This is a genomic window from Paenibacillus xanthanilyticus, assembly GCF_042682185.1.
Taxonomy (GTDB): Bacteria; Bacillota; Bacilli; order Paenibacillales; family Paenibacillaceae; genus Paenibacillus_Z; species Paenibacillus_Z xanthanilyticus.
This window is the reverse complement of the sequence record NZ_JBHUHA010000001.1, coordinates 823,464-849,594: the sequence shown is the minus strand read 5'-3', so window position 1 is coordinate 849,594 and position 26,131 is coordinate 823,464. Positions and strand designations below refer to the sequence as shown.

Sequence of the window (26,131 nt, the reverse complement as noted above, 5' to 3'; positions counted from 1 at the left end):
TGTAAAAACGCTTGCTTTTCATTACGATGATGATGAGCATTATTGTAAAGAAACATGGAAGCAAAAGGGCAAGTCGGAGAAAGACGGTTTACCAAGTCAATGGTTGAGCAAAGTAATAGCAGGCTAATTCCTAGGAAGAACTAATGTTGTGTACGTTACACAATGCGGAGGTTAACAGGCATGACGGTCAATTCATCGAATCGCCAGTCGCCCTGGCAATTGTACTACGGTCCGAACATGGGCTACATTCAAGAGCAGTACGAAAAATATACGCAAGACCCGTCTTCGGTAGACGCCGCTTACCAGGACATGTTCCGTCAGTGGGGACCTCCTCCGGTAACGGAAGCGCAGCCCGGAGCGGCAGGCATCGCGCCTGCGGCCGCGAGCGCTCCAGACCCGGCGTATTATAAGAAGCTGGTTGACGCGGGCAAACTCGTCTCGAATATTCGCACGCATGGCCATTTGGCCGCGAACATCTATCCGCTGGGTACGGATTCGCCGCCGGATACGAGGCTGCTGGAGCCCGAAACATTTAATTTGACCAAAGAGGACCTGGCGGCTTTTCCAGCCGCGCTGATATGGGAAGATGCGCCGGAGTCGATCAAGAACGGTTGGGAAGCGATTCAAGAATTGAAGCGCGTATACACCCAATCCTTCGGATTCGAGTTCGGCCATATCCATGCGGAAGACGAGCGCAATTGGCTCACTCGCCAGGCCGAGACGGGCATGGCGGCCAAGCCGCTCTCGTCCAAGGAACGCACGGATTTGCTGAAGCGTCTGATGGAAGTGGAGAACTTCGAGTCTTTCCTTCACCGTTCATTCGCCGGCAAGAAGTGGTTCTCGCTCGAAGGCAACGACGCGCTTGTGCCGATGCTCGACGAGATCGTGCGCGAAGTGGCGCATGACGGCGCAAAGAATATTATGATGGGCATGGCGCATCGCGGACGTCTGAACGTGCTGGCGCATGTTCTGGGCAAACCATATAGCAAAATCTTTACCGAGTTCTTGCACGCGCCGCACAAAGAACCGTCCGAAGGCTCGGCCGGCATCAACTTCGGCTGGACGGACGACGTGAAATACCATCTTGGCGCACATCGTTCGGTGAAAGCCGGCGAGACGGTCGAGACGCGCATTACGCTGGCGAATAACCCAAGCCACTTGGAATACGTAAATCCGGTCGTGCAAGGCTTCGCGCGCGCGGCTCAGGACGATCGCACCGCGGCAGGGTATCCGAGCACCGACTTCGGCGCGGCTGCTTGCGTGATCATGCACGGTGACGCCGCTTTCGCAGGGGAAGGCATCGTAGCGGAGTCATTGAACTTCAAGAAGCTGATCGGGTACGAGAATGGCGGCACGTTCCACATTATCGTCAACAACCGGATCGGATTCACGACGCATAGCAGCGATTCCCGTTCGACTTACTATGCGAGCGACTTGGCCAAAGGCTTCAACATTCCGATCGTTCACGTCAACGCGGATGACCCTGAAGCTTGTCTGGCGGTCGTGCGCATGGCGTGCGAATACCGTCACAAATTCAAGAAGGACTTCTTGATCGATTTGATCGGTTACCGCCGCAATGGACACAACGAGACGGACGATCCGGACGTGACGTCGCCGCTCGTGTACCAGAAGCAGCGCAAGCATCCGACGGCCGGCACGCAATATGCGGAAGCACTGAAGCAGCGCGGTCTGGTGACGGAAGAGCAAGTCGCGAAGATGAAGGAAGAGATCGTCGCGAAGCTTCAGGAAGCACTGGAAGAAGCGAAGCGTCCGCAAGAAGCAGGCGCCAAATCGCTGCCGGCCACTGTGTCCGACGCGCCGCCGCGCCGCCGTTCGGCGAACACGGCTACAGCCGTGCCGCTCGCGAACCTGAAGGCGATCAACGACGAACTGCTGAAGTGGCCGGAAGGGTTCAACGTCTACGGCAAGCTGGACCGGATCCTTAAGCGCCGCGCCTCCATGCTGGACGAAGGCGGCAAGGTCGACTGGGGACATGCCGAAGCGCTCGCCTTCGCCACGATTCTCGCCGACGGCAAGCCAATCCGGATCTCCGGACAAGATTCCGAGCGGGGCACGTTCGCGCATCGCAACCTGGTCATGCACGATACGGTTACCGGTCAGAAGTTCTGCCCGCTGCATGCGATGCCTCAAGCGAAAGCGTCGTTCGCGATTTACAACAGCCCGTTGTCCGAGGAATCCGTTCTCGGCTTCGAATACGGCTACAACGTATATTCGCCAGAGACGCTTACGATCTGGGAAGCGCAGTTCGGCGACTTCGTGAATGCCGCGCAGGTCGTCATCGACCAATTCATTTCGTCCGGTCGTGACAAATGGTCGGAATTCTCGAGCTTGGTCATGCTGCTTCCGCATGGTTACGAAGGACAGGGGCCGGAGCATTCCAGCGCCCGTCTGGAACGGTTCTTGCAGCAAGCTGCCAACGAAAACTGGACGGTTGCGAACTTGACAAGCGCTTCGCAGTATTTCCACTTGCTGCGCCGTCAAGCGATGCTGTCCGAGACGGTAGAAGCGAAGCCGCTTATCATGATGTCGCCGAAGAGCTTGCTTCGCAATCCGAAGGTAGCGTCCGATCCATCCGCCTTCAGCGAAGGTTCGTTCCAGCCGATCTTGGAGCAGCCGGGTCTTGGCAGCAAGCCGGAAGCGGTCGAAAGACTGATTTTCGCCAGCGGCAAAGTCGCCATCGATTTGGACACGGCGATCGACGCGTACAAGGAAGATCTGAGCTGGCTGCACATCGCGCGCATCGAGCAGCTGTACCCGTTCCCGAAAGTCGAGATCGAGCGTCTTATCGCGCGTTTCCCGAACTTAAAGGAAATCGTATGGGTACAAGAAGAGCCGCAAAACATGGGCGCATGGAACTTCGTGGAACCTCGCCTGATCGCGCGCGCGCCGAAGAATGTCCCGGTTCGTTACGTCGGCCGTCAGAAGCGTTCGAGTCCGGCAACCGGCTTCACAGAAGTGCACCAGCAAGAACAACAGCGAATCATTGCCGGCGCATTCGACCGCAGTTCGCTGACCAGCAAAGGCAAATCGCGCGAGCCGCAGAGTGCGCGCTAACATATTGACCGCCTCGTGCGGAGCATCGCTCAGGCAGGAGCAGCATTTACGGTTTGTTCGCATGAATTGAAGGAGGATTTCGGGATGAGCGAGATTAAAGTGCCTGAGATGGGCGAATCGATTACAGAAGGTACAATCGCCAAGTGGATCGCGAAAGTAGGCGACAAGGTTAATCAAGGCGACGTGCTGGTTGAACTCGAGACCGACAAGGTTAATTTGGAGATCAGCGCGGAAGAAAGCGGAGTATTGGCAGAGATCATCAATCAAGAGGGCGAGACGGTAGCGGTCGGCTCCGTAATCGGACGCATCGGCGAAGCCGCAGCGGGAAGCGCTCCGGCACCGGCCGCGCAAGCTGCTCCAGCCCCAGCGGCGGCAGAGCCTGCAGCGGCTCCGGTGGCGGTAGCTGCGGCTGCCCCTGCGGCAACGCCTGCGGCGCAATCCTATGATGCCGCATCGGTCGCGGCGACGCCGGCTGCACGCAAGCTCGCTCGCGAGCGCGGCATTGATCTGGGCCAAGTGGCGGCAGCGGATCCGATCGGCCGCATCGCCAAGAGCGACGTCAGCGGACACACGGACCGCAAAGTAGAAGTGGTGCCTGCACCGGCAGCTGTATCGGCAGCGGTCGCGCCTGCTGCCATCCCGGGCAAACCGGTCGAGCGTCGTCCAATGTCCCGCCGTCGTCAGACGATCGCGAATCGTCTGGTCGAAGCGCAGCGCACGGCAGCCATGCTGACGACGTTCAACGAAGTCGACATGACGGCGATTCTCGACGTTCGCAAGCGCCGCAAAGACGCGTTCAAAGACAAGCACGACGTCAACCTGGGCTTCATGTCCTTCTTCACGAAAGCCGTTGTCGGCGCGCTGAAGGCTTATCCGCTGCTCAACGCGGAAATCCAAGGCTCCGATATTCTCGTGAAGAAATTCTACGACATCGGCATTGCGGTCTCGGCCAAAGAAGGTCTTGTCGTTCCGGTCGTTCGCGACGCGGACCGTCTGAGCTTCGCCGGCATCGAGAAAGAAATCCTTGACCTGGCAGGCAAAGCCCGCAACAACAAATTGGATCTGTCTGATCTGCAAGGCGGTACGTTCACGATCACGAACGGCGGCGTATTCGGTTCCTTGCTGTCGACGCCGATTCTGAATGCGCCGCAAGTCGGTATTCTCGGCATGCACAAAATCCAGCTCCGTCCGGTCGCGATCGACGCGGAACGCATGGAGAATCGTCCGATGATGTACATCGCGCTTTCGTATGACCACCGCATCGTCGACGGCGCGGAAGCGGTTCGTTTCCTCGTCACGGTCAAAGAATTGCTCGAGGATCCGGAATCCCTGCTCCTGGAAGGGTAATCGATCGTATTGCACACACATTCAGCCTTCGGTTTGCAGCTATGCTGCAGGTCGAAGGCTTTTTCGCTGGCATTGCGAATCAGACCAGCCTTAACCTGGCGAAATCTACGCTTGTTGACAGGTGACACTTTTGTTAAGGGGGTATCTTTTGCAGGGGACCGCGGTTACAATAGAACAGTTGAAAAGCCAATGCGAGGTGGGTTCACGTGACAGAAGAACAAGAAAAACCGAAGTTAGTTCCAACGAAGATTTACAAGTGCAAAGACGCCGAATGCAAAGCGTGGGTACGCGAAGAATTAGCGGCGGCCGAGCCGGTATGTCCGATCTGCAAAGGACCCATGCACCGGAGCATTCGCCACTTGCCTGCGCTTCAGAACAAAATCAAAAAGAAAAAACCGGTTAAAAAGGACTTATTCTAGCGCGCGATGCAGGAAAAAGAGTCTTGGCACCGCCATTTGATTCAGGTATAGTGTGATTAAGGAAGAAATCTTAAGTGTATTACATATAGTAAGTAGGAGGTGCGTCATATGTGGAAAGAGATCACGACGCTTGAAGAATGGAACGACATGCTGGCCCAGTCGGAAGCCAAACAACAGCTGATATTGAAGCACAGCACGCGCTGTCCCGTTAGCTCTAGCGCGCTTGAGGAGTATGAGGATTATTTGAAGAGCACGCCCAACGCGAATACGGATTACTACCTGGTCAAAGTCATCGAATCGCGGCCGGTCTCGAATCAAATCGCCGAAGATCTCAAGGTAACGCACGCGTCGCCGCAAATTATTCTGTTCAAGGATAAGAAGAACGTGTGGAACAGCTCGCACTGGTCGGTGACGAAGAAGCATATCGCGGCGGTACTGGATTAATTGCATTTCGGCCAGGGTGAACCGGCTGGGCCGACTTTGCGGCTCAAGGCGGTTCGTGCCGGATGTACAAGTCGAGTTACAGGCGTGAAATGAATCGTTTTGGTTATTGAACAAAACCCTCCTGAACACAATCAGGAGGGTTTTTGTATATGTAACGTCAGCCTTTCGCGCGCAGCATTAGAGGACCAACCCGTAAATCATATAGGCCGCGATTCCCCACATCATAAGCGCCGATAGCTTATTGAGAACCCCGAGGAAGACGCCGCTGTCATCAAGCTTGCCGATCTGGCGCCCGGCAAACGCGAGCGAAGCGAACCATATGGCAGATACGAGCATGCAAACCGACGTGAATGCGATTTTGTCCGTGCCTGCATATTGCAGCGAGTTGGTGCCGATGACGCCGACCGTATCCAGGATGGCATGAGGATTAAGCAGCGAGACGGATAAGGCAAATACGATTTGCCGGCGCACCGGCAGCTGTTGGCGAGTTTGATCGGCTGTCCGGGGCCGGCTTCTCCACATGGAAACCCCCATCGCGGTTAAGAAGACGGCACCGGCGATCAGCAGACTGATGCGGACCCCATCATGGACGAGAATGACCAGCGACACGCCCGTGACGGCGAGACCGATCAGCAGTATATCGCAGAGGGCGGCGGTCGCGACGACCGGCAGCACGCGCCGGTACCGCGGGCTGACGGCGCCTTGATTAAAGATGAACACGTTCTGAACCCCAAGCGGCAGGATAAGGCTGAACGAAAGGACGAGCGCATGGAAGATGACGGTTAGCAAGATGTGGCCCCCTTATAGTGATGATGCTCATTGTAAGGGATTCGCATCTTCCTGTCTCCAACCAAATGGATGGTGTCCGAACCAACCAAATCGTATAATGGACAAAATGGAATGATGATGGAGGCGTGGTTATGATGATCCGTTCGGATTGGCAGCCGGACCGTGCTTCGCCGGAGCCGCTGCATCGGCAGATCGAGCATTATTTCAAACAAAAAATGACGAGCGGGGAGTGGGGGCCGGGAACGAGGATACCTGCTCAGCGCCAGCTGGCGGACATGTTCAACGTCAATCGCAGCACGATCGTCAGCGCCTTGGACGAGCTGGTCGCGCAAGGGCTGCTGGAAGGCAACGCCGGCGGCGGGACGCGGGTTGTCAGCACGTCATGGGACGCTTTGGCAGCCAAACCGATGTTGAACTGGAACAACTATATTCATGCCGGATCGCAGCAGCCGAATTCGCAGATCGTGCAGACCATCAACCAAGCGGAATTCCACCCGGGCATCATTCGACTGGGGACCGGAGAGTTATCCCCTGACTTGCTCCCGGTTCGGCGTATGCAGGCGGTTCTCGCCAAATTATCGACGCGCGCCATGACGCTCGGCTACGAGGAAGCGAAGGGCAGCATGAGGCTGCGTGAGGCATTGTCCGATCGAATGAGGGGACTCGGCATCGAGGCCTCGCCTTCGTCCATTCTGATCGTCTCGGGCGCGCTGCAGGCGCTTCAGCTCATTTCGATCGGCCTGCTGGAGGCCGGTTCGTCGGTCATCGTGGAAGCGCCGTCGTATTTGAACTCGCTTCACTTGTTCCAGACGGCCGGCGTCCAGTTGAACGGGCTTCCGATGGACGAGCAGGGGGTTATCGTAAAGGACTTGGCCCGGCGCAGGCAGTCTTCCCGCGATTCGCTTATGTACACGATTCCATCCTTTCACAACCCGACGGGCATCGTCATGTCGGAGGCTAGACGCAGGGAGCTGATCGCGCTAAGCGAGCGGGAAAGGCTCCCGATCATCGAAGACGACGTCTATCGCGATTTGTGGCTGGACGAGCCGCCGCCGCCGCCGCTCAAGGCGCGAGATGCAGCGGGGAATGTCCTCTACGTCGGCAGCTTCTCCAAGTCCGTCAGCCCCGGTCTTCGAATCGGCTGGATTACGGGACCGAAGACGGTCATCGATCGGTTGGCGGACATCAAGATGCAGACCGATTACGGCTCAAGCTCGTTCTCGCAATCGATCGCGGCGGAATGGCTAACGAGCAGCCAATATGACGATCACATGACGGAACTGAGAGCCGCGCTGCGAGCGCGGCGAGCACATATGCATGCGCTGCTGGATCGGCATTTGACCGGCTTGGCGGAATGGCGCATGCCCACCGGAGGCTTCTATGTGTGGCTGCGTTTGAATACCGGTATTTCGGCGACGCGCCTCTTCCAGGATGCGCTGCGGCACGGCATTTTGCTCAATCCCGGCGGCATCTACGACCGTACGATGGGTTCCTTCCTCCGGCTGTCCTATGCTTATGCATCGCATGCGGAGCTTGCGGACGGCATCGCGGGGCTAGCCAGCTTGATTCGATCCCAAGTCAAGGCGTGAAGGTCCGTATTTTGCCTTTAAGTCTCCATCGCCTTGTGATTGACGGATTATTTCCGTATCGTGACTCTCGTCCCGACCGGCGCCAACTTCGAGAGCGCAAGCACGTCGTCGTTATACATGCGCACGCATCCTTTCGATACCATGTGGCCGATCGAATCGGGGTCGTTCGTGCCATGGATGCCGTAATGCGGCTTGGACAATCCCATCCAGAGCACGCCGAATGGGCCGCCCGGATCTTCCTGCTTGTTCACGATAGTGAATTCCCCTGTCGGCGTCTCCGTCAGCATGCGCCCGATCCCGACGGGGAAGCCGCGGATGACGATGTCGTCCTTCAGCAGATAAAGCATCCGATCCGATAAATCGACGATGATGCGGTTCGCCATGATCCATCTCCTCCTGGGACAGCATATGCGCGGGAGGGCATATCGGCCAGGTACAAACGCCAAGGGGCGAGGTTGCTCATAATTCAGGGGAAGACTGGCATAATAAACGGGAAATGGATACGTAGGAGGCTGCGCGGACTGCGATGACGACGACACAGGTGCAACACCTTTTAGCGGATAAAATCAAGCTGCTTCCCAATGCGACCAACGCGATTTACTTGGTCGGTCCGATTAATCTACCGATCAATCTCGAGGGCGAGACGCTTCAATTCAAATGGTATTGCTGGCTTGTATGCGAGGAAACGTCCGGCGGTGCGGAAACGATCATCAAGAAGCTCTCTTCGGCGAATTTGGCGGAGATGCAGCAATCCAGCGTGCTGGTATACGGCGATTTCGCTCAGGCGGAGGAGGCGTTGATTCGCATGCACAGCATCTGTCATACGGGCGACATCTTCGGCAGCAAGCGGTGCGATTGCGGATATCAGCTTCATCAGGCGCTCGGCATGATCGCCAAACATGGAGCCGGTGCGTTATTTTATTTGGCTAATCATGAGGGGCGCGGCATTGGCTTGTTCAGCAAAGCGATGGCGTACGTCCTTCAAGAGAACGGCTTTGATACGGTCGAAGCGAATTTGAACCTGGGTTTCGTCGACGATGCCCGCAGTTACGACGATGCGATCCTGGTGCTGCAGCATTTGCGCAGCAAGCCGGTCAAGCTCATTACGAACAATCCCCGCAAGATCGAAGCGCTGCGCGAGGCCGGGATGGCGGTGGACGACCGGGTGCCGCTCTGGGGCGACGTCTCGGAATACAACGAGAAGTATTTGCAGACGAAAATCAAACGTTCCGGCCATCTGGAAGAAAGTTGCTGCAACGATTAATCGGGGTAATAGCGTAGAGAGCGATACATCTGGAGGCGATAACCGATGGAAAAAACGGAAACGTTGGGTGCGAAGGAACCGAGAGAGCTGCCGAATTTGCCGCATTCGTATTGGAAGGAGACTTCAACGACGCCGGCGCAGCCGGTGCTCGGCAACAATCTGACGGTGGACGTCGCGATCGTGGGAGGCGGCATTACCGGCATACTGAGCGCGTACCGATTGTCCAAGGCGGGCGTCAAAGTCGCGCTGCTCGAAGCGGATATGCTGCTTGGCGGCACGACGGCGCATACGACGGCGAAGCTGACCGCGCAGCATGACTTGATCTACGACAAACTCATTCGCAACCACGGCGAAACGAGTGCCAAGCAATACTATGAAGCCAACACCGAAGCGATCGCTTACGTGAAAGCGTTAATCGACGAGCATAACATCGAATGCGGCTATTCCGAACAAGACACTTATATCTACGCCCAGTCCGTCGATTCGCGCAAGCAGCTGGAGAAGGAAGCCGAAGCCTACGCGAAGCTCGGCATTCCGGGCGGTTACACGGACAGCATGCCGCTGAACGTGCCGCATCACGGCGCGGTCGTGATGAAGGGACAAGCCCAGTTTCATCCGCTGCAATTCGTCTCGGCGCTCGTGCCGGCGATTCTGGAGGCGGGCGGCTTGATATTCGAACAGACCACCGTGCAGACGATCGAAGAGGACGGACCGCGCCCAACCTTGATCACGGAGCGCGGACTGCGCGTCATGGCCGAGCATGTGCTGATTTGTTCGCACTTTCCGTTCTACGATAAGCATGGTCTCTATTTCGCGCGCTTGCATGCCGAACGCTCTTATGTACTTGGTGTGCGGACGGACGAGCCATATCCGGGCGGCATGTACCTGAGCGCCGACGAGCCGAAGCGCTCGATCCGCTCGGCCGAGAGCGCGGACGGCGGCAAGCTGCTGCTTATCGGCGGGGAAGGTCACAAGACCGGTCAGGGCGTATGCACGATCGATTATTACGAATCGCTGCGAACGTACGCGCTCGATCATTTTCAAGTCGAGGACATTCCGTACCGCTGGTCGGCGCAGGATTTGGTGACGCTCGACGATATTCCGTACGTCGGCAAGGTAACCGAAGACCGCCCGCGGATCTTGCTCGCGACGGGTTTTGCCAAATGGGGCATGACGAATTCGGTTAACGCGTCGGCCATTCTGGCCGATGCCGTCTTGGATCGGGACAACGCTTATGCGGACCTCTTCAGTCCGCAGCGGTTCCACGCCGTACCGGATATCAAGAATGCGATCGTGCAGAATGCGGACGTATTCAAGCATTTGGTCGCAGGCAAAATCGAATTGGTTCGCCAATCGGCGGATGATATCGGCAATGGTGAAGGCGGCGTCGTCACGATTGCCGGCAAACGGGCTGGCGCATACCGTGATGATAACGGGAAGCTATTCTTAGTGGATACCACCTGCACGCACATGGGCTGCGAAACGGAATGGAACGAAGGGGAACGAAGCTGGGATTGTCCGTGCCACGGCTCCAGATTCTCGTATGATGGAGAAGTATTGGAAGGTCCCGCGAAAAAACCGCTTCAACGCATTATGAAGTCCTAATACGAGACACGCGCTTCCGATTAGGGAGGGAGCGCGTTTTTTTGCGGCGTTTTGCGTTACTGGCGATACCCGGGAGGCCGCGCGTCGTCCACCGGCTTGCTCCATGACCTGAATTCTTTTACGATGGATAACGACAGGTCGTTCAATGATAAGGAGGCGTTAGAAAGATGAAAGAGCCATCCGCAATACGCGAGCAGTTGATGACATCCTTCTATTTCCGGCATGCGACGAAAGCGTTCGATCCCGAGCGGCGCATACTGCCGGAGGACTTTGAAGTCATACTGGAGGCCGGACGGCTGTCGCCGAGTTCCGTCGGATACGAACCGTGGAAGTTCGTCGTCATTCAGAACGAGGCGCTGCGGGAGAAGCTGCGCGAAGTGTCGTGGGGCGCGCAGAAGCAGCTGCCGACGGCCAGCCATGTCGTCGCGATACTGGCTAGGAGGGATGTTCGTTACGATTCCGCCTATGTCGATTATATTTGCCGAACGATCAAGGAGATGCCGGAGGCTGTTTTGGCCAAGGTTCCCGAGATTTACAAGGCGTTTCAGGAGAACGACTTCCATCTGCTGGAGAGCGATCGCGCCCTTTTCGACTGGTCTTGCAAGCAATGTTACATCGCATTGGCCAATATGATGTCGTCCGCGGCGCTGCTTGGCATCGATTCGTGTCCGATCGAGGGCTTTAATTTCGACCGCGTTCACGCGATTTTGGAGCAAGAAGGGCTGTTGGAAGACGGCAAGCTCGATATCGCCGTGATGGTCGCGTTCGGCTATCGCGAGGCGGAGCCGAAGCGTCCGAAGACGAGACGGCCGGCAAACGAAGTCGTCCAGTGGTTGGACTAGGGCAAGATGGAACGGCAAGAACGGCCCGGCGCTGTATGCGACCGGGCCGTTTTTATGTGCCGCGATTCCACCGCGAACGCCGTTCACGTCAAGCCGAGCGGTGCGGCCGCCGTCCGAATCACGGCGCTCGAGTAAGCGAGCAGCTGGCGTTCTTTCGCCGACAAATTCAGCTCGACCAGCTCCTTGATGCCTTGACGGGTCAAGATGGCCGGAACGCCGAGGCATACGTCGCTCTGCTCGTACTCGCCGTCAAGAATCGCCGAGACCGCCATGACTTTGTACTCGTCGTTCAAGACGGAACGCACGATCGCGGCGATCGCGTTCGCAATCCCATAGTGGGTCGAGCCTTTCCCTTGGAGGATCTCCCAGCCGGCATTGCGCGTTTTCTCCGCGATCTCGTCCAGCTTCAGATGAGCGAACCGCTGCGGATGCTGGGACAAGATATCGAGAATCGGTTTGCCGCCGATCGTCACGTGCGACCAAGCGGGGAATTGCGACTCGCCGTGCTCGCCGAGCACATAACCGCTTACGCTTCTGGGGTCGACGGGCACATATTCGGAGAGCAGCGTCTTCAGCCGGGAGGAATCGATCGAAGTGCCGGTGCCGATGACGCGGCCGCGCGGCAGACCGGATAGCTTCCATACCATGTAGGTGACGATATCGACCGGGTTGGCGGCGGCGACGAAGATGCCGTCGAACCCGGATTGCATAATCGAAGGTATCAAGGACTGATAGATTTTGTGCGAGCTGTCCAGCAGATCGAGCCGAGTCCCGCCAGGGATCGGATTCGCGCCGGCGCACAGTACGACGACGTCGGCATCGCCGCAGTCGTCGACGGCACCAGCGCGCACCTTGGTTCTGGCGTGCGTGAAATCCATGCAATGCGACAAATCCAGCGCATGCGCCTTTGCCCGCTCGGGCGTTCGGCCGATCAAGATGATCTCTTCGCAAATCGATTGATTCACGAGCGAATACGCGCAGCTCGCCCCGACAAATCCCACGCCGACGATCGCTACTTTACGAGTTTTGCTAGTCATCGATGTACGCCTCCGCTCAGACTGACTTGGTTTTTGTACCATTATATGTAGCAACGTGATGGTTTTGTCATCGTGATGTGAAGTTTTGTTACGCACAAGTGGGGAGAATCCATTGACACCGGAAGGAAGAGGGAATAAACTTTAAAATAAGTTTAAACGTGGAGGTTAACGCCGAATGAGCCGGAAAGGTCAGCTGACTACGCCAAGGCGAACGATTTATCATATCGTTATGGACTCCTCCGACCATCCGACGGCATCCGACATCATGGATCGTCTTAAGGTGAGAGGCGCCAATTTCGCTTATGCGACGGTGTACAATTCGCTTCGTTATTTAACGGAAGAAGGATTGATTCGCGAGCTGAAGCTGGAAGGCGACGCCAGCCGCTACGACGCGAGAATGGAGAATCACCAGCACGTGCTGTGCGTAAGCTGCGGCAAGCTGGACGAAGTGTTTATCGAGACGCCTCAATCGTGGTTGAGCACGATCGCCACCGCGACGGGGTACGACATACAGGAAGAGCAATTTCTATTCAAAGGGGTGTGCGGTTCATGCAGAGAACAGAGGACGACCGTGCAGTAACGGAGATGCAGGCGTCATGGACGGGGCTGCCCGATGCGTTCGACGAAGGCGACTACTGCAACACCACCCGCCGGATTATAATCGTAAGTCCACTCCCGGCTTCCTTGCGTGCGCTGGTAGCGGCCCTCACGACGCGCTGCTACGACGTGCTCGTCTTCCATCATGAAGACGATCCGGCGTTGGCGATGCTGCAGGCCGACCTGCTCGTCGTCGACCGCACGCGCGGAGGCTTCGGGGAGAAGATGCATTATGCCGGCGGCGGCGCGCAGCTTGCGCTCGTTCAAGGAGAAGAGAACGCGATCGGCGGCGACGTGCTCGTCTGGCCGCAGCCGCTGGAAGGCGCGCTTGCCGTCATCGAGCGGTTGGCCGAACAAGGCCAGCCTGCCAATGCATCCGTTCCCGAGCATGGCGAACAGCTGCTGCTGAAAGACATCGCGGTCGATCTGAAGCGAATGACGGTACAGCGGGCGGGGCAGCCCATTAATTTGACGAAGACGGAATTCGATATGCTCAAGGCGCTGCTGACCAGCGGCGGGAGCGTATTGACGCGCCAGGATATTATGGAGCGGATCTGGGGCGACAGCTATTTCGGCGGAAGCAACTCCGTAGACGTGCATATCAAGAGCTTGCGTCACAAACTCGGCGACGACCCGAAGAAACCGCACTATATCGTGACGGTTCGCGGCGTTGGCTACCGGATTGCGGACTAAAGCCGAATCTTCACGAAACCTTCATGAGATCTTCATGAAGGTTTCATTTTGTCTTCATAAAGACTTCATGCATGGGCTGGATCGGCTATGGTATTCTTTGAAAGTAAGCACGAGAGCTAAACTAAGTTTAAATTTAAAATTGTTGTATCATGGAACGGAGGAAATATCATGACAGTCTACAAAACAATCATTATCGGAACCGGCCCCGGCGGCCTTACATCTGCAATCTACCTGGCGCGCGCCAACCTGAGCCCGCTCGTAATCGAAGGTCCTGAACCAGGCGGCCAATTGACGACAACGACGGAAGTCGAGAATTTCCCGGGCTTCCCGGACGGCATCATGGGTCCTGAACTGATGGCGAATATGCGTCAGCAAGCGGAGCGTTTCGGCGCGGAATTCCGCTCGGGCTGGGTGAACAGCGTTGACTTGTCGAAGCGTCCGTTCACGCTGAACGTGGAAGGCATCGGCGAGCTGCAGGCGGAGTCGATCATTGTATCGACCGGCGCATCGGCGAAATACCTCGGCATTCCGGGCGAGCGCGATAATGTAGGCCGCGGCGTCAGCACGTGCGCGACTTGCGACGGATTCTTCTTCCGCGGCAAGAAAATCATCGTCGTCGGCGGCGGCGACTCCGCGATGGAAGAGGCCAACTTCCTGACGCGCTTCGCTTCCGAAGTCGTGCTGGTGAACCGCCGCACCGAGCTTCGCGCGTCGAAGATCATGCAGGACCGCGCTCGCGCCAACGAGAAAATCAGCTGGAGCCTGAATCGTACGCCGCTCGAGGTCGTCGCGGACGATAGCGGCGTCAAAGGGCTGAAAGTGCTGAACAACGAGACCGGCCAAGAGGAAATCATCGAGGCGAGCGGCATCTTCATCGCGATCGGCCATACGCCGAACACGAAGTTCCTCGGCGGTCAAATCACGACCGACGAGACCGGCTACATCCTTGTACAGCCGGGCACGTCGCTGACGAACATACCGGGCGTATTCGCATGCGGGGACGTGCAGGACAGCCGTTACCGCCAGGCGATCAGCGCCGCGGGATCGGGCTGCATGGCAGCGCTCGACTGCGAGCGTTACTTGGAAGAGGTCGAAGCGCACGTACACGCATAAGTCATAGTTCATCTATTCTTTAATATCCATACCTTGAACATAGAGGAGCGATTTCGAATGTCCGAGCAAGCGCAAGCCATTGTCTATTCCAGCACGCACTGCAACTACTGCAAGAACGTCAAGCAATACCTGACCGACAAGGGCGTATCGTTCGAGGAGCGCAACATCGATTTGAACGAAGCTTACGCGGAAGAGCTGTGGAACACGGGCATGCGTTCCGTGCCAGTCACCGTAATCGGCGCTTACAAGATCCTCGGTTTCAACCAAACGCAGCTGAACAAAGCGGTAGCCGAGCTGCAAGCGTAATCCGACAGGAAGTATAGCCGAAAGGCGCAATATGTCTAAAAACAGCCATTCTCAGGTTGCGCGCTGCGCATCTGAAGAATGGCTGTTTGACGTGCACGCTACCGGAAGCCGCCGTCGGAATGAATGATTTGTCCGGTGATCCATGCGGCATCGTCACTGGCGAGGAACGCGATGAGCTTGGCCGCATCTTCTGGCTGACCGATGCGTCCCATCGGGAAGCGCGTCAGCAGATGCGCTTCGAGCTCGGGCGTCATCCAGCCGGTCGCGGTCGGACCGGGATCGACGGCATTGACCGTAATGCGTTTGCTGGCCAGTTCGGCCGCAAGCGAGACGGTGAAGGCGGATACGGCGCCTTTGGTCGCGGCGTATGCCAGGTTGCCCGGCATCGGCCCCCGGTCCTGTCCGGACGTCAGGTTGATGATGCGGCCTCCTCTATGGTTGTCCAGCCGTTTGGCAAAGGCGGTCGATAACAGGGCGGTTCCCCGAAGATTTACGTAATAATGCGGGTCCAGGTTGTCCGCGCCGAGCGCTAGGTAGTCAATGTCGATGCTGTGCGTCGCATTATTGACCAGCACTTCGGGCTGACCCAGCTCTTCGCTGATTTGGTCCAGCAGCCTTTCGGGCGCTGCCGGATCGGACAGATCTAAGCTCGCGTGCGATGCGCGCACGCCTAGCGCGCGGAGCTCCTCGGCCAGCAGATCCGGATACCCGGAGTCCGCATCGGAGAAGCCGAGCTCGTGGTCGTAGCTCGCGTAATGCGTGAAGAAGATATCGGCCCCCCGAGAGGCAAGCTCGCGGCAGACGGCGGCTCCGATGCCATTCGGGCGGCTTGCGCCGGTGACGATGGCGATTTTGCGTGGTAATCGGTTCATGGGTGATCCCTCGTTTCGTCTCTTAAATGGAACTAGTTTCACGTTGCGAGATGTCTAAGATGATGTCGTCCACCTCGCATTTTAGCACGGCTGGGAAATTGTGGCCATAAGGCAAGTCGGTTCGACGAGCTTCGCTTGTCAAGCGTTGAACGCCCTATCTATAATAAGGACGAGCGTTCACTGTAAAGGCGGTGGAATACGATTGAAACCCCAGCTCTTACTGGATGCGGGAGGCGTCCTCGTCAGCAATCTGTCGCCGTTGTTCTGGGAGCAGTTATGCGAGCAGTTCTCCATCGCCTATGAGGCGATTGTTCCGCATTACAAAGCAGCCATGAGTGCTTCCTTATGGCGGGGCGAGGTGACGGAGGCCGAGTTCTGGGATTGGCTTGCCGGCGGCTACCCCGGCGTAGACGTGTCGGCGGCCCGCCGGCTCCTTACGGCGAATCTGATAAGGCTTCCCGCCTTGGACCGCCTGGCGCTATGGCGCGTGAATGCGGATCTCCATCTGCTTAGCAACCATCGGACGGAATGGCTGTTTCCCGTATTGGCGCCGGAGCTGGCCTTGTTCACGAGCGTTACGATTTCAAGCGAGATCGGCAGCGCCAAGCCGCAGCCGGAAATCTTTCGCCATGCGGCTTTAAGGCTTCCGATCGGCGCGCCGGCGTTATTCGTCGACGACCAGACGCATAATCTGCATGCGGCAAGCGAACTGGGCTGGATGACGCTGAAGGCGGACGCGGACGGTCGATGGGTGGAGCAAGTCGGCCCGATGCTCGGGTTCTAGCTTCATGCGCGGGAGTGGCGCCTAACGACAAAAAGGCAGCGTGAAACGTCGGGAAAACCCGGGTTTCACGCTGCCTTTTCTGGTGTCGCGCGAGGCGGAACCTTTTATTTCTCGTTGCCGATGTTAAGCACTTCGATCAGCTTGAACAAGAGACTCAGCACGATGGCCGCAATCGTCGCCAACACCATGCCTTTCAGCTCGATGCCGCCCATCGTCAGCTTCGTGCCGCTAAGCCCGATCACCAGCACGACCGTCGTCAAAATGATGTTTTGCGGTTTGCCGTAGTCCACCTTGGTCTCGATCAGCATCCGGATGCCGGCAACCGCGATGACGCCGAACAGCATGAGCGAAACGCCGCCAAGCACCGGCTGAGGCACGACTGAGATGACCGCGGACAGCTTGCCCAAGAAGGAAAGCACGATCGCGAGAATCGCCGCTCCGCCGATGACGAATACCGAGTAGACGCGCGTTAGCGTCATGACGCCGATATTCTCGCCGTAGGTCGTATTCGGCGTGGAACCGACGAAGCCGGACAGGATCGTCGAAATGCCGTTGCCGAGCAGCGAGCGGTGAAGGCCGGGCTCCTTGGTCAGCGGGCGACCGGTAATATTCTCGGTCACGATGAGGTGTCCGATATGTTCGGCGATGACGACTAGCGCGGCAGGCAGAATCGTCAGAATCGTCGCCAGCTTGAACTTCGGCATCGTGAAGGTCGGCGCCGCGAACACGCTCGCTTCGGAGACGGAGGCGAAGTCGACCATGCCCATCGCCCAGGCGAGCAGATAGCCGGCCACGAATCCGATCAGAATCGGGATGATTTTCATGAAGCCTCTGAACAAGACATTGCCGAGAATGATGATGGCGAGCGTGGCGGCGGATACGATGACCGCATCCGGATCCGGGCTCCAATTCGGATCGGCGGGGGAGCTAGGAGACTGTATCCAGCCCGCCATGCCGGCTGCGGTCGGCACAAGCTCGAGTCCGATAATCGCGACGATGGCGCCCATGGCCGCCGGAGGGAAGATCACGTCGATCCACTTCGTGCCGACGGCTTGGACGAGTAGCCCGAAGAGGGTGAACACGATCCCGACGACGATAAAGGCGCCCAGCGCGTACGGGTAATTCTCTTCGGTATTCCCGCCGAGAACGGCCAGCACGGGCGACAGGAACGCGAAGCTTGAGCCGAGGTAAGCCGGAATCTTGCCTTTGCAGATGAGGATGTAGAGCAGTGTGCCGATTCCGTTCATCAGCAGAATCGTGCTGGCGTCGACGCCGAACAGCACGGGGACGAGAACCGTCGAGCCGAACATCGCGAATAGATGCTGCAGGCTGAGCGGGATCGTCTGGATTAGCGGCGGACGTTCGTCCACCTGAATGACTCGTTCCACGGGTATGTTCCTCCTATAGCGAGTTTTGTCGAATTTGCTTTGAACATCTTACCAGAACGACGATGGCTTGGCATCCATTTTTTTTGTGACCGGCTTGGGAATACTGTCTTCGTTCAATCTGAAAGGGGGACGAATCATGGCAGATCCGATATTGGTGCAATCCATCCGACGCGATGCGAAGCCATTGACGCAAGCTGGCGATTACGACGCCATCGTGGACGCGATCGGCGATGCGCGCGTCGTCTTGCTGGGCGAAGCGTCTCATGGCACGAGCGAATTCTATTCGATGCGCGCGGAGATTACGAAGCGTCTGCTGGAGCGGAAAGGATTCCGGATCATCGCGGTTGAAGGCGATTGGCCGTCATGTTATGAGATTAACCGCTGGATTAAGAATTATACCGTGGCGGCCGAGTCGGCGCGCGGGGCGCTCGCGAGTTTCGGCAGATGGCCGGAGTGGATGTGGGCGAATGAGGATATCGAGTCCTTCGCGCAGTGGCTGAAGTCGTTCAACCGCAATCGCCAAGGGAATGATTTAGCCGGATTTTATGGCTTCGACGTCTATAGTCTGTGGGAATCGATGGAGGAGACGATCCGATATTTGCGCGAAACGAAGTCGCCGGAACTGGAACATGCGATTCGGGCGTTCGAATGCTTCGAGCCCTATGGCCGGGACGAGCAATCTTACGGAGCCGCGGCCGCGTACGCGTTAGGGGAGTCGTGCGAGCAAGAAGTCGTTACGCTGCTGCGCGAGCTGCGGATGCGACGCATGGGGACGGATCTTCGCGATGAAGAGGCGCTTAGCGCGGTCATGAACACGCTTGTTGCCGCGGATGCCGAGCGGTATTACCGTGCCATGGTCCGAGGCGGGCCTGATTCTTGGAATATTCGCGACATGCATATGACCGAGGTCATGGCCCAGTTGATGGACGCCTACGCGGACGATTCCAAAATCATCGTATGGGCGCATAACACCCACATCGGAGATGCGCGTGCGACGGATATGGCGGACGAGGGCATGGTGAACGTCGGACAGCTGGCGAGAGAACGCTTCGGCGCGGAGAATGTGTTCGCGATCGGATTCGGCACCTATGAGGGGACGGTCATCGCGGGACGCAGCTGGGGCGCGCAGCCCGCGAAGATGCGCGTGCCGAAAGCGGTGGAAGGCAGCTGGGAGGAAGCGATGCATGAAGCGGGAGTTGCGAGCGGTTGGCTGTCGTTTCGCGGCAGGGAGTCCGAATACGGCGAGCGCATCGGCCATCGCGCGATCGGCGTCGTCTATCAGCCGCAGTACGAAAGGTTCGGCAATTACGTGCCATCGATTATGAGCGAGCGCTATGACGCGTTCGTGTTCGTCGATCAGACGAAGGCGCTCGAGCCGGTTGTCTTGGAGCCTGTTTTCTCGTAAAGAAGAAGAGGGTGTCAGCCGTTTGATGTGGACCAGAATCGCGGAAATTTAACATTTCTTTGTTATCCAGGTTCTGCGATTCTGGTAAAATGAAGGGGACGTGCCAAAGTATGCTCGGTCTCGTTATACATAGTAGTTTCAGGCGCTAGCGCTGCTTGATTTCACAATCCGCGTTTACGGAGAGGAGCCCGTACATATGACACGACAGTATGCCATCGATAAAGCCAAAATCTACTTCCGCGAGCAAAACCGTTCCTTCTATGTCGTGCAAATGGATGCGTCGGAATTCGAGGTCATGGACAAAGAAGAACTTGACCGCGTCATGCAAAGCGGCAGAATCAGACGCGATGCGATTATTTTCAGCATGGAGAGCGATCCGAACGAATAGTCATTGATATCGATTCTCACCTTGAACTGATTACCAATCTAAGGTATACTTTTATCGCCAAATATAACGTGTTAGGAGATCAGAATTCATGGAAAAAGTACTCATCTTCGGACATAAGAATCCAGATACCGATACAATTTGCTCCGCGATCGCATACGCCGATCTCAAAACGCAGCTCGGCTTCAACGTGGAGCCGGTACGCCTCGGCGCGGTAAGCGGCGAAACGCAATTCGCGCTGGACACGTTCAAAGTCGAGGCGCCTCGTCTTGTCGAGACGGTCGCCGGCGAAGCGAAAGGCGTTATCCTCGTCGATCACAACGAGCGCCAACAAAGCGCTTCCGATATCGAGCAGGTGCAAGTGCTGGAAGTCATCGACCACCACCGCATCGCGAACTTCGAGACGGCGGGCCCGCTGTACTTCCGCGCAGAGCCGGTCGGCTGCACGGCGACGATCTTGAATAAAATGTACAAAGAGAACGGCAAGCAAATCCCGCAAGCGATCGCAGGCCTGATGCTGTCGGCTATCATCTCCGACTCCCTGCTCTTCAAATCGCCGACTTGCACGGAGCAAGACGTGGCGGCAGCGCGCGAACTGGCCCAAATCGCAGGCGTGAACGCCGAAACATACGGCCTGGACATGCTGAAAGCCGGCGCGGATCTGAGCGACAAAACGATCGCGCAGCTGATCTCCCTCGATGCCAAGGAATTCAGCATGGGCGGCGCGAAGGTCGAAATCGCACAAGTAAACGCGGTTGACGTGAACGACGTGCTCTCCCGCCAAGCGGAACTCGAAGATGCGCTGACGGCCATCATCAACGAGAAAGGCCTGGACCTGTTCCTGTTCGTCGTGACGGACATTCTGAACAACGATTCCGTAGGTTTGGCGCTCGGCGCGAAAGCCAATGCGGTCGAACAAGCCTACAACGTGTCGCTGGTAAACAACCAAGCGGTGCTCAAAGGCGTCGTATCCCGCAAATCGCAAATCGTGCCGGTGCTGACGGAAGCATTCAACAAGCTGGCCTAATCATCGCTTAAGCGGCAAGAAGCAGCCTGGATTCCGATCCAGGCTGCTTCTTTGTCGGAATGCAGCCTCACGCTGTCAGGACAGCTAGTCGGACGTTCTTCTCCGTGCGCCGGCCAATCCGAGCAGACCGAGAAGACCGAGCCAACCCCAATCGAAATCGTTGGCCTGATCGCCGCCTAACGTGGTCGTGCCAAGCGGTCGAATGCCATCCGGCTGCAATGCCCGCTGATTCATGATGTAACCAGGCGTGCTGCCGGATAATCCGCGCTGCTCGGGTGCAAGCGGTCGGTTCCCATTGCCAGCAGGCGTGCTGAACGGTCGAATGCCGGATCGCGTACCTTGTTCGACAATATAACCCGGCGTGCTGCCAGAGAAGCCCAGCTGCTCCGTGCTGCCGAAGCCGACTCCGTTCGATGAATCAGATGGCAGCCGGTAAGAGGCGCCATTAGTCGCGTTTGTCGCGTTGATTACTGTCGCATAGGCGGGAGATCCGGCCCAAGCCGTGAATTGCAGCAATAGCGGGATAACCAAGGCGAAGCTTGCCATTCGCAGCCGTGTCCTCATCTTCATTCATCTCCTTTCGGCTATAGTGTGCTTCACCGGTCATTGGCTATTCGCTTCGGCGGAACGTCTGCCGCCGCAATCGTCTAGCGCCGATTACAGCCGAAAGATTTACCTGTGTGCACAAATGATTCAACATGTAATCCGCAGCTAATCGGCGCAATCTAATCAAGGCCCGCTGAAGCCGGGTCAAAATTAGAAGCTGGAGGGATCTCATCTTGAATCGAAAAGCGTGCTTGTTGGTCTGTGGCTTGAGCTTGTCCGCCGTTCTGTTCACGGGTTGCGGCAATAATGACAATAACGGCAATGACGTGACGACGAAAAACACGGGACGCGTGAACCGATTGTCCACGCACAACACGGATGGGTACAACGACAGACGAATTATGACAAGAAGCACACGGGATAACGACAGCTTGCGTGGTACGGGCAACAACACCGGAACCTATGGTACCAACAACACGGGAACCTATGGCGCCAACAACACAGGGACCACGGGAACCGGTACAGGCAGAGGTATCACTGGCTTTGGTACTGACACAGGCGCTGGCGCAGGCTATCGTACGAACGGCAACGATACAAATATGCGCGGCACGGGCCGAGACCTTGGCGACACGGCGCGCGACGTTGGACGCGGGATCGCGAACACGACGCGCGATGTAGGCGACAACCTGGGCGATGCGGCACGCGGCTTGTTCGGTACGAACGACAACGACGATGGTAACGGCTTGTTCGGTACGAACGACAACGGTCGTAACGGCGGTTTGTTCGGTACGAACGATAACGGTCGTAACGGCGGCATGTTCGGTACGAACGACAACGGTCGTAACGGCATAACAGGTGCAGGACGCAACGTGGGCGAAGCCGCGCGCGATTTCGGCACAGGCCTAATGGACACGACGCGCGAAGCTGGCCGTGACCTTGGCCGCGCCGGCCGTGATCTGGTCGGCCTGAACGACACGGGTACGACGACGAATGGTATGACTGGCGGCAACGGTACGACGAATGGCTACGGGACAAACGTCACTGGCAATGGCACAGGCGGTTCATACGGGACGTACAGCACGACCGGCAACCACGGAACAACCGGTACGCGCATGAACGCAACGACGAACCAAAACGAGTTGAAGCTCGGCAACCTGACGATCGTCGCTAGCCGCGGAGGCAACAACGGCCGCGGTGGCAACGGCACGATGGGCAACATGACGGGCCAATCCGGCCGGAATGGCGAAGGACTTGTGCTTCATGTTACGGATGCCAAATCGATCGATGCGATCCGCCGCGTGAATCAGCAGCTGAGCGGTGCGAATGCGAAGATGAAGGCGAAATCGATCGCTGAAGACATCAAGTATATTCTCCGCCACGCGAAGTAACGCGCATCGCGAATTAGGCCGGCCATGATCCGCTCACGGATCATGGCCATCTTACATAGAACGAGGGTTGTGCAATGGAACTGACGACAATGAGCGAACTTGACGCTGTCTGGTGGCAGCGGACAAAACCGATGTATATGCACGCATTCGGCAATCATGGCGGGAAGACGGAACAAGTGATTCGCCGCATGTTCGAGCGCAAGCTGGCTCTTTTTCACGTGGCTCATGATCAAGACGAAGCATGGGGTATGGCTTTCTCCTCGATATCCAGCGACCGCAAGGTGCTCGTAATCGATTATCTGACGGTTGACGAAGCGCGGCGCGGCCGAGGCGACGGAAGCGCATTCGTGCGCATGCTGCTGGAGTGGGGGGAAAGCGCAGGGGCTGCAAGCCGTCATTATCGAAGTTGAATCCGATCCAGGCCCGGTTAACGAAGCGCGCATCCGCTTCTGGGAACGCTGCGGCTTCGCGATAACGGACTACGTTCATCAGTACATTTGGGTACCGGAGCCTTATCGGGCGATGGTGGCGAAGCTTGCGCCTAGCGCCGATCTTCCGTTCGACGACGGACAGAAGCTGTTCCGCTATATCAACAATTTTCATCGAAAGGCCTACGCCCGATAACGAACGCCACCTGGCTCCGAACCCGGTACCGTTTCCCATCTATCGATCGCATGCCAAAAAAATGTTCCATTCCTGCCGCTGTAAGTCTTAGAAAAACGTGCGTATCTGCCGAAATAGTAGATAGGACGTTATTTCGAAGTCGCGACTTGAATAAAGGAAACTGGCGAATGGTGTCGAAATGATGCAGTGAGGAATAAACCGAAGGAGCCGGTAGCATGAAATCGTATTTGGAAACCTTCTTTGAACGGCTCAAAAAGGGCGAGTTCATCAATCATCCGAACGTCCATCCGCTCCATCAGGGCATGGCGTATACATGGAAGGACGAGCAGCGCGGCGCGCATTTGCTGTTTTTGCCGTTCGAACAAACCGGGTTGGCGTATTGCGAGCCGAATCCGAACCCGGGCAACATCGTGAATATTGCCCCGTTGTATCTGGGTGAGATATTAAGCGACATCTCGATTCTGCGCGGTACGGACTTACATAAGCCCAAGACCGAAGCAGACGCGCTGGCCGTCGCCTATAAGAATGCCTATGAAATCAACAAGCAAGCGGAAGCGCTCGGAGGCAGTTTCGAAGATTACATCTGGAAATTCAAGCAATTATGCGCGTTCTTGACGTATTTCAATTCCGTCGTCACGGTGCAGCCCCGCACCAATTCATAATCGGCTCACGAGAACTCCGAGCTTGCCGATGACCCGCCTTCCGGCGGGTTTTTGGCGTTGTCGCCGGACTTCGCTTCATCTCCGTCCGCGTCCGTCGGCATCCCAGCGCCCGTCTCGTTCTTCTCCCGCCGCAGCGGATTGCGGCTGCTCATCGTAAACCACACGATGACCGGCAGCGCGAAATTAAACAGAAATAACGTCCACGCGACCCCTTGCACAAACCAGGCTGTGTTCACCACATATTCATAGATCCACCAATGGTACATCAATGACGAACGCGCTCCTCGCACCTCGTATGTATTTACCCCTAGCGTGCCCCGATTCGCGGAGCGTTAGCCCATCGAATAGGTCTTCCTCGAACTGGAAATACCAATGGAAACGCTTCGTTCAAAAAGAGAGGGCTCGTCATGACCATTCAGCCTTTATTGGATACCGCCATAACCGACTCCCTGCAGGCGAATGTCAAGTTGATTGAACAAATCATGGGGAAGAGCGTAGACTTCATTAGGCGGGACTTCGATTTTCATCAGAAGACCAACCATCCGGGCGTCTGCTTTTACACGGACGGGCTGATCAGCAACACGGAGCTCCAGCACATCCTGATGGCAATACTGGTCTACAGTCATGAGCAGCCTGCCGAGCTTCTGCTGCAAGCGAATACAATGGAAGAGCTCAAGCGGCGGCTGATGTTCAACTGTTCGCTCCGAACCATTCGCAAAGTAGGCGAAGGCATCGATGGCATTCTCGGCGGAGAAACGTTATTCCTGATCGACGGGTTCGCCGAAGGGCTGCTCGTCGTCACCAAAGCCTGGGAATCGCGAAGCATTACGGAACCGGCGACGGACAACGTCGTCCGGGGGCCGCGCGACGGCTTCACCGAGAATATTCGCACGAATACCGCGCTCGTCAGGCGGCGCATCAAGGATCCGAGCCTTCGGTTCGATTCGCTCATCGTCGGGACGAAGACGAAGACGGATTTGAACGTCGCCTATATGGAGGGAATCGTCAAGCCGGGGTTAGTGGAAGAGGTAAAAACGCGCATCCAGAAAATCAAAATCGACGGCGTGCTGGAAAGCGGCTATATCGAAGAACTCATCGAGGATGCGCCGTTATCGGTCTTCTCGACGGTCGGTTCATCGGAACGCCCGGACAAGATCGCGGCTGCGCTTCTCGAAGGAAAAGTCGCAATCTTCGTCGACAATACCCCGATCGTGCTGTTCGTACCGACGTTCTTTTGGCAATTCTTCCAAGCCTCTGATGACTATTATTCCCGGTATTGGGTCGGTTCGTTCTTCCGCATCGTCCGGTATATCGCGTTCTTAATCAGCCTGATGCTGCCTTCTTTATATGTCATGCTCGTCTCGTTCCATCAAGAAATGATTCCGTCCATGCTGGCGTTCACGATCGCCTCGGGAAGAGAGGTCGTGCCGTTCCCGGTCCTGATCGAAGCCCTCATGATGGAGCTGGCATTCGAGCTTATGCGCGAAGCGGGGCTGCGCATGCCCAAGCCGGTCGGCCAAGCGGTTAGCATCGTCGGCTCGCTTATCATCGGTCAGGCTGCGGTTCAGGCTGGCCTGGTTTCGCCGTTCATGGTCATTATCGTCGCGGTCACGGGGATCGCCTCATTCGCCATTCCGAATTATTCCGCTTCCTTATCCATTCGGCTGCTGCGATTTCCGCTTCTCATCGCTTCGGGCATGCTGGGTCTCCTCGGCTTCGCCGGGATGTTCTCCATCGTCGTCATTCATGCGTTGGCCATCCGTTCGTTCGGCGAGCCTTTTCTGGCGCCGGCCGCGCCGTTCCGGCCGTCGGATCAGAAGGATATCGTTCTTCGGCTTCCATGGTGGAGCAATAAGAGCCGGCCTTCGATCGCGGCTGATGCCAAGCGGCAGCAGGATGGCGGCATGCCGAAGCCGCCCGAGTCCTAAAC

At 57.0% G+C, this 26,131-nt stretch carries 27 protein-coding genes; 20 read left to right on the top strand and 7 right to left on the bottom strand.

What is annotated here, in order from left to right; all coding sequences use genetic code 11:
- Positions 1–180 precede the first annotated feature (180 nt).
- From ACFSKT_RS03635 to ytxJ, 4 genes are all read left to right on the top strand, one after another.
- Positions 181–3,075, top strand: a complete 2,895-nt coding sequence (locus ACFSKT_RS03635) for a 2-oxoglutarate dehydrogenase E1 component (protein WP_377720438.1) — start codon at positions 181–183, stop codon at positions 3,073–3,075.
- An 84-nt stretch (positions 3,076–3,159) separates the two neighbouring features.
- On the top strand, positions 3,160–4,422 hold the full coding sequence (gene odhB / locus ACFSKT_RS03630) for a 2-oxoglutarate dehydrogenase complex dihydrolipoyllysine-residue succinyltransferase (RefSeq protein WP_377720437.1): 1,263 nt from the start codon (positions 3,160–3,162) through the stop codon (positions 4,420–4,422).
- A 206-nt stretch (positions 4,423–4,628) separates the two neighbouring features.
- Positions 4,629–4,841 carry a cold-inducible protein YdjO-related protein gene (locus tag ACFSKT_RS03625; RefSeq protein WP_377720436.1) on the top strand — a complete coding sequence of 71 codons (213 nt, stop codon included), beginning with the start codon at positions 4,629–4,631 and terminating at the stop codon, positions 4,839–4,841.
- Between the two features lie 108 nt (positions 4,842–4,949).
- Positions 4,950–5,285: a bacillithiol system redox-active protein YtxJ gene (gene ytxJ, locus ACFSKT_RS03620; RefSeq protein ID WP_377720435.1), complete on the top strand. Its 336-nt coding sequence runs from the start codon at positions 4,950–4,952 to the stop codon at positions 5,283–5,285.
- A 177-nt stretch (positions 5,286–5,462) separates the two neighbouring features.
- On the opposite strand, the gene ACFSKT_RS03615 is transcribed toward ytxJ, so the two are convergent.
- Positions 5,463–6,074 (bottom strand): LysE/ArgO family amino acid transporter, encoded by a 612-nt coding sequence (locus tag ACFSKT_RS03615; protein ID WP_377720434.1) that lies wholly within the window; start codon positions 6,072–6,074, stop codon positions 5,463–5,465.
- A gap of 134 nt (positions 6,075–6,208) precedes the next feature.
- Here ACFSKT_RS03615 and ACFSKT_RS03610 point away from each other — a divergent pair, with 134 nt between their 5' ends.
- On the top strand, positions 6,209–7,663 hold the full coding sequence (locus ACFSKT_RS03610) for an aminotransferase-like domain-containing protein (protein ID WP_377720640.1): 1,455 nt from the start codon (positions 6,209–6,211) through the stop codon (positions 7,661–7,663).
- A 47-nt stretch (positions 7,664–7,710) separates the two neighbouring features.
- On the opposite strand, the gene ACFSKT_RS03605 is transcribed toward ACFSKT_RS03610, so the two are convergent.
- Positions 7,711–8,046, bottom strand: a complete 336-nt coding sequence (locus tag ACFSKT_RS03605) for a L,D-transpeptidase (protein ID WP_377720433.1) — start codon at positions 8,044–8,046, stop codon at positions 7,711–7,713.
- Positions 8,047–8,189: 143 nt separating this feature from the next.
- On the opposite strand from ACFSKT_RS03605, the gene ACFSKT_RS03600 reads away from it, so the two are divergent.
- The 3 genes from ACFSKT_RS03600 (at position 8,190) to ACFSKT_RS03590 (ending at position 11,374) form a co-directional block, all read left to right on the top strand.
- Entirely contained in the window at positions 8,190–8,927 is a 738-nt protein-coding gene (locus tag ACFSKT_RS03600; protein WP_377720432.1) for a GTP cyclohydrolase II, read from the top strand.
- Positions 8,928–8,972: 45 nt separating this feature from the next.
- Positions 8,973–10,532 (top strand): FAD-dependent oxidoreductase, encoded by a 1,560-nt coding sequence (locus ACFSKT_RS03595; RefSeq protein ID WP_377720431.1) that lies wholly within the window; start codon positions 8,973–8,975, stop codon positions 10,530–10,532.
- 167 nt (positions 10,533–10,699) lie between these two features.
- On the top strand, positions 10,700–11,374 hold the full coding sequence (locus tag ACFSKT_RS03590) for an NAD(P)H-dependent oxidoreductase (RefSeq protein ID WP_377720430.1): 675 nt from the start codon (positions 10,700–10,702) through the stop codon (positions 11,372–11,374).
- An 83-nt stretch (positions 11,375–11,457) separates the two neighbouring features.
- On the opposite strand, the gene ACFSKT_RS03585 is transcribed toward ACFSKT_RS03590, so the two are convergent.
- Entirely contained in the window at positions 11,458–12,411 is a 954-nt protein-coding gene (locus tag ACFSKT_RS03585; RefSeq protein WP_377720429.1) for an L-lactate dehydrogenase, read from the bottom strand.
- A 175-nt stretch (positions 12,412–12,586) separates the two neighbouring features.
- Between ACFSKT_RS03585 and ACFSKT_RS03580 the strand changes: the two genes are divergently transcribed.
- The 4 genes from ACFSKT_RS03580 to ACFSKT_RS03565 all read left to right on the top strand — a co-directional run bounded on the left by ACFSKT_RS03580 (position 12,587) and on the right by ACFSKT_RS03565 (position 15,120).
- On the top strand, positions 12,587–12,991 hold the full coding sequence (locus ACFSKT_RS03580; protein ID WP_377720428.1) for a Fur family transcriptional regulator: 405 nt from the start codon (positions 12,587–12,589) through the stop codon (positions 12,989–12,991).
- Positions 12,961–13,701, top strand: a complete 741-nt coding sequence (locus tag ACFSKT_RS03575) for a winged helix-turn-helix domain-containing protein (protein WP_377720427.1) — start codon at positions 12,961–12,963, stop codon at positions 13,699–13,701. The genes ACFSKT_RS03580 and ACFSKT_RS03575 overlap by 31 nt, the downstream gene beginning before the upstream one ends.
- A 168-nt stretch (positions 13,702–13,869) precedes the next feature.
- Positions 13,870–14,814: a thioredoxin-disulfide reductase gene (gene trxB, locus ACFSKT_RS03570; protein WP_377720426.1), complete on the top strand. Its 945-nt coding sequence runs from the start codon at positions 13,870–13,872 to the stop codon at positions 14,812–14,814.
- A 57-nt stretch (positions 14,815–14,871) separates the two neighbouring features.
- Positions 14,872–15,120 (top strand): glutaredoxin family protein, encoded by a 249-nt coding sequence (locus ACFSKT_RS03565; protein ID WP_377720425.1) that lies wholly within the window; start codon positions 14,872–14,874, stop codon positions 15,118–15,120.
- 98 nt (positions 15,121–15,218) lie between these two features.
- Here ACFSKT_RS03565 and ACFSKT_RS03560 read toward each other — a convergent pair whose 3' ends face one another.
- Positions 15,219–15,992, bottom strand: coding sequence for an SDR family oxidoreductase (locus ACFSKT_RS03560; protein WP_377720424.1), 774 nt, complete (start codon positions 15,990–15,992; stop codon positions 15,219–15,221).
- Between the two features lie 202 nt (positions 15,993–16,194).
- Between ACFSKT_RS03560 and ACFSKT_RS03555 the strand changes: the two genes are divergently transcribed.
- Entirely contained in the window at positions 16,195–16,776 is a 582-nt protein-coding gene (locus ACFSKT_RS03555; protein ID WP_377720423.1) for an HAD-IA family hydrolase, read from the top strand.
- A 104-nt stretch (positions 16,777–16,880) separates the two neighbouring features.
- Here the strand turns inward: ACFSKT_RS03555 and uraA are convergent, their stop codons facing one another.
- A complete protein-coding gene (gene uraA / locus ACFSKT_RS03550; RefSeq protein WP_377720422.1) occupies positions 16,881–18,164 on the bottom strand; it encodes a uracil permease in 1,284 nt (427 codons plus the stop codon).
- 136 nt (positions 18,165–18,300) lie between these two features.
- On the opposite strand from uraA, the gene ACFSKT_RS03545 reads away from it, so the two are divergent.
- The 3 genes from ACFSKT_RS03545 (at position 18,301) to ACFSKT_RS03535 (ending at position 20,981) form a co-directional block, all read left to right on the top strand.
- Positions 18,301–19,569 carry an erythromycin esterase family protein gene (locus ACFSKT_RS03545; protein ID WP_377720421.1) on the top strand — a complete coding sequence of 423 codons (1,269 nt, stop codon included), beginning with the start codon at positions 18,301–18,303 and terminating at the stop codon, positions 19,567–19,569.
- A 196-nt stretch (positions 19,570–19,765) separates the two neighbouring features.
- Positions 19,766–19,957, top strand: a complete 192-nt coding sequence (locus tag ACFSKT_RS03540; RefSeq protein ID WP_377720420.1) for a hypothetical protein — start codon at positions 19,766–19,768, stop codon at positions 19,955–19,957.
- Between the two features lie 88 nt (positions 19,958–20,045).
- Positions 20,046–20,981, top strand: a complete 936-nt coding sequence (locus ACFSKT_RS03535; RefSeq protein ID WP_377720419.1) for a manganese-dependent inorganic pyrophosphatase — start codon at positions 20,046–20,048, stop codon at positions 20,979–20,981.
- Between the two features lie 84 nt (positions 20,982–21,065).
- Here ACFSKT_RS03535 and ACFSKT_RS03530 read toward each other — a convergent pair whose 3' ends face one another.
- Positions 21,066–21,545: a WGxxGxxG family protein gene (locus tag ACFSKT_RS03530; RefSeq protein WP_377720418.1), complete on the bottom strand. Its 480-nt coding sequence runs from the start codon at positions 21,543–21,545 to the stop codon at positions 21,066–21,068.
- Positions 21,546–21,760: 215 nt separating this feature from the next.
- Here ACFSKT_RS03530 and ACFSKT_RS03525 point away from each other — a divergent pair, with 215 nt between their 5' ends.
- The 3 genes from ACFSKT_RS03525 (at position 21,761) to ACFSKT_RS03515 (ending at position 24,201) form a co-directional block, all read left to right on the top strand.
- Positions 21,761–22,915: a hypothetical protein gene (locus ACFSKT_RS03525; RefSeq protein ID WP_377720417.1), complete on the top strand. Its 1,155-nt coding sequence runs from the start codon at positions 21,761–21,763 to the stop codon at positions 22,913–22,915.
- 74 nt (positions 22,916–22,989) lie between these two features.
- Entirely contained in the window at positions 22,990–23,325 is a 336-nt protein-coding gene (locus ACFSKT_RS03520; RefSeq protein WP_377776302.1) for a GNAT family N-acetyltransferase, read from the top strand.
- 429 nt (positions 23,326–23,754) lie between these two features.
- On the top strand, positions 23,755–24,201 hold the full coding sequence (locus tag ACFSKT_RS03515; protein WP_377720415.1) for a hypothetical protein: 447 nt from the start codon (positions 23,755–23,757) through the stop codon (positions 24,199–24,201).
- Positions 24,202–24,206: 5 nt separating this feature from the next.
- Here the strand turns inward: ACFSKT_RS03515 and ACFSKT_RS03510 are convergent, their stop codons facing one another.
- Entirely contained in the window at positions 24,207–24,470 is a 264-nt protein-coding gene (locus tag ACFSKT_RS03510) for a hypothetical protein (RefSeq protein WP_377720414.1), read from the bottom strand.
- 138 nt (positions 24,471–24,608) lie between these two features.
- On the opposite strand from ACFSKT_RS03510, the gene ACFSKT_RS03505 reads away from it, so the two are divergent.
- Positions 24,609–26,129, top strand: coding sequence for a spore germination protein (locus tag ACFSKT_RS03505; protein ID WP_377720413.1), 1,521 nt, complete (start codon positions 24,609–24,611; stop codon positions 26,127–26,129).
- Positions 26,130–26,131: the final 2 nt, after the last annotated feature.

Excerpts from the sequence above, each read along its gene's own strand:
- ACFSKT_RS03635 (WP_377720438.1), top strand. The coding sequence starts at position 181 with ATGACGGTCAATTCATCGAATCGCCAGTCGCCCTGGCAATTGTACTAC.
- odhB (WP_377720437.1), top strand. The coding sequence starts at position 3,160 with ATGAGCGAGATTAAAGTGCCTGAGATGGGCGAATCGATTACAGAAGGT.
- ytxJ (WP_377720435.1), top strand. The coding sequence starts at position 4,950 with ATGTGGAAAGAGATCACGACGCTTGAAGAATGGAACGACATGCTGGCC.
- ACFSKT_RS03610 (WP_377720640.1), top strand. The coding sequence starts at position 6,209 with ATGATCCGTTCGGATTGGCAGCCGGACCGTGCTTCGCCGGAGCCGCTG.
- ACFSKT_RS03605 (WP_377720433.1), bottom strand. The coding sequence starts at position 8,046 with ATGGCGAACCGCATCATCGTCGATTTATCGGATCGGATGCTTTATCTG.
- ACFSKT_RS03600 (WP_377720432.1), top strand. The coding sequence starts at position 8,190 with ATGACGACGACACAGGTGCAACACCTTTTAGCGGATAAAATCAAGCTG.
- ACFSKT_RS03595 (WP_377720431.1), top strand. The coding sequence starts at position 8,973 with ATGGAAAAAACGGAAACGTTGGGTGCGAAGGAACCGAGAGAGCTGCCG.
- ACFSKT_RS03590 (WP_377720430.1), top strand. The coding sequence starts at position 10,700 with ATGAAAGAGCCATCCGCAATACGCGAGCAGTTGATGACATCCTTCTAT.
- ACFSKT_RS03585 (WP_377720429.1), bottom strand. The coding sequence starts at position 12,411 with ATGACTAGCAAAACTCGTAAAGTAGCGATCGTCGGCGTGGGATTTGTC.
- ACFSKT_RS03580 (WP_377720428.1), top strand. The coding sequence starts at position 12,587 with ATGAGCCGGAAAGGTCAGCTGACTACGCCAAGGCGAACGATTTATCAT.
- ACFSKT_RS03575 (WP_377720427.1), top strand. The coding sequence starts at position 12,961 with ATGCAGAGAACAGAGGACGACCGTGCAGTAACGGAGATGCAGGCGTCA.
- trxB (WP_377720426.1), top strand. The coding sequence starts at position 13,870 with ATGACAGTCTACAAAACAATCATTATCGGAACCGGCCCCGGCGGCCTT.
- ACFSKT_RS03565 (WP_377720425.1), top strand. The coding sequence starts at position 14,872 with ATGTCCGAGCAAGCGCAAGCCATTGTCTATTCCAGCACGCACTGCAAC.
- ACFSKT_RS03560 (WP_377720424.1), bottom strand. The coding sequence starts at position 15,992 with ATGAACCGATTACCACGCAAAATCGCCATCGTCACCGGCGCAAGCCGC.
- ACFSKT_RS03545 (WP_377720421.1), top strand. The coding sequence starts at position 18,301 with ATGGCAGATCCGATATTGGTGCAATCCATCCGACGCGATGCGAAGCCA.
- ACFSKT_RS03540 (WP_377720420.1), top strand. The coding sequence starts at position 19,766 with ATGACACGACAGTATGCCATCGATAAAGCCAAAATCTACTTCCGCGAG.
- ACFSKT_RS03535 (WP_377720419.1), top strand. The coding sequence starts at position 20,046 with ATGGAAAAAGTACTCATCTTCGGACATAAGAATCCAGATACCGATACA.
- ACFSKT_RS03530 (WP_377720418.1), bottom strand. The coding sequence starts at position 21,545 with ATGAGGACACGGCTGCGAATGGCAAGCTTCGCCTTGGTTATCCCGCTA.
- ACFSKT_RS03520 (WP_377776302.1), top strand. The coding sequence starts at position 22,990 with ATGGAACTGACGACAATGAGCGAACTTGACGCTGTCTGGTGGCAGCGG.
- ACFSKT_RS03515 (WP_377720415.1), top strand. The coding sequence starts at position 23,755 with ATGAAATCGTATTTGGAAACCTTCTTTGAACGGCTCAAAAAGGGCGAG.
- ACFSKT_RS03505 (WP_377720413.1), top strand. The coding sequence starts at position 24,609 with ATGACCATTCAGCCTTTATTGGATACCGCCATAACCGACTCCCTGCAG.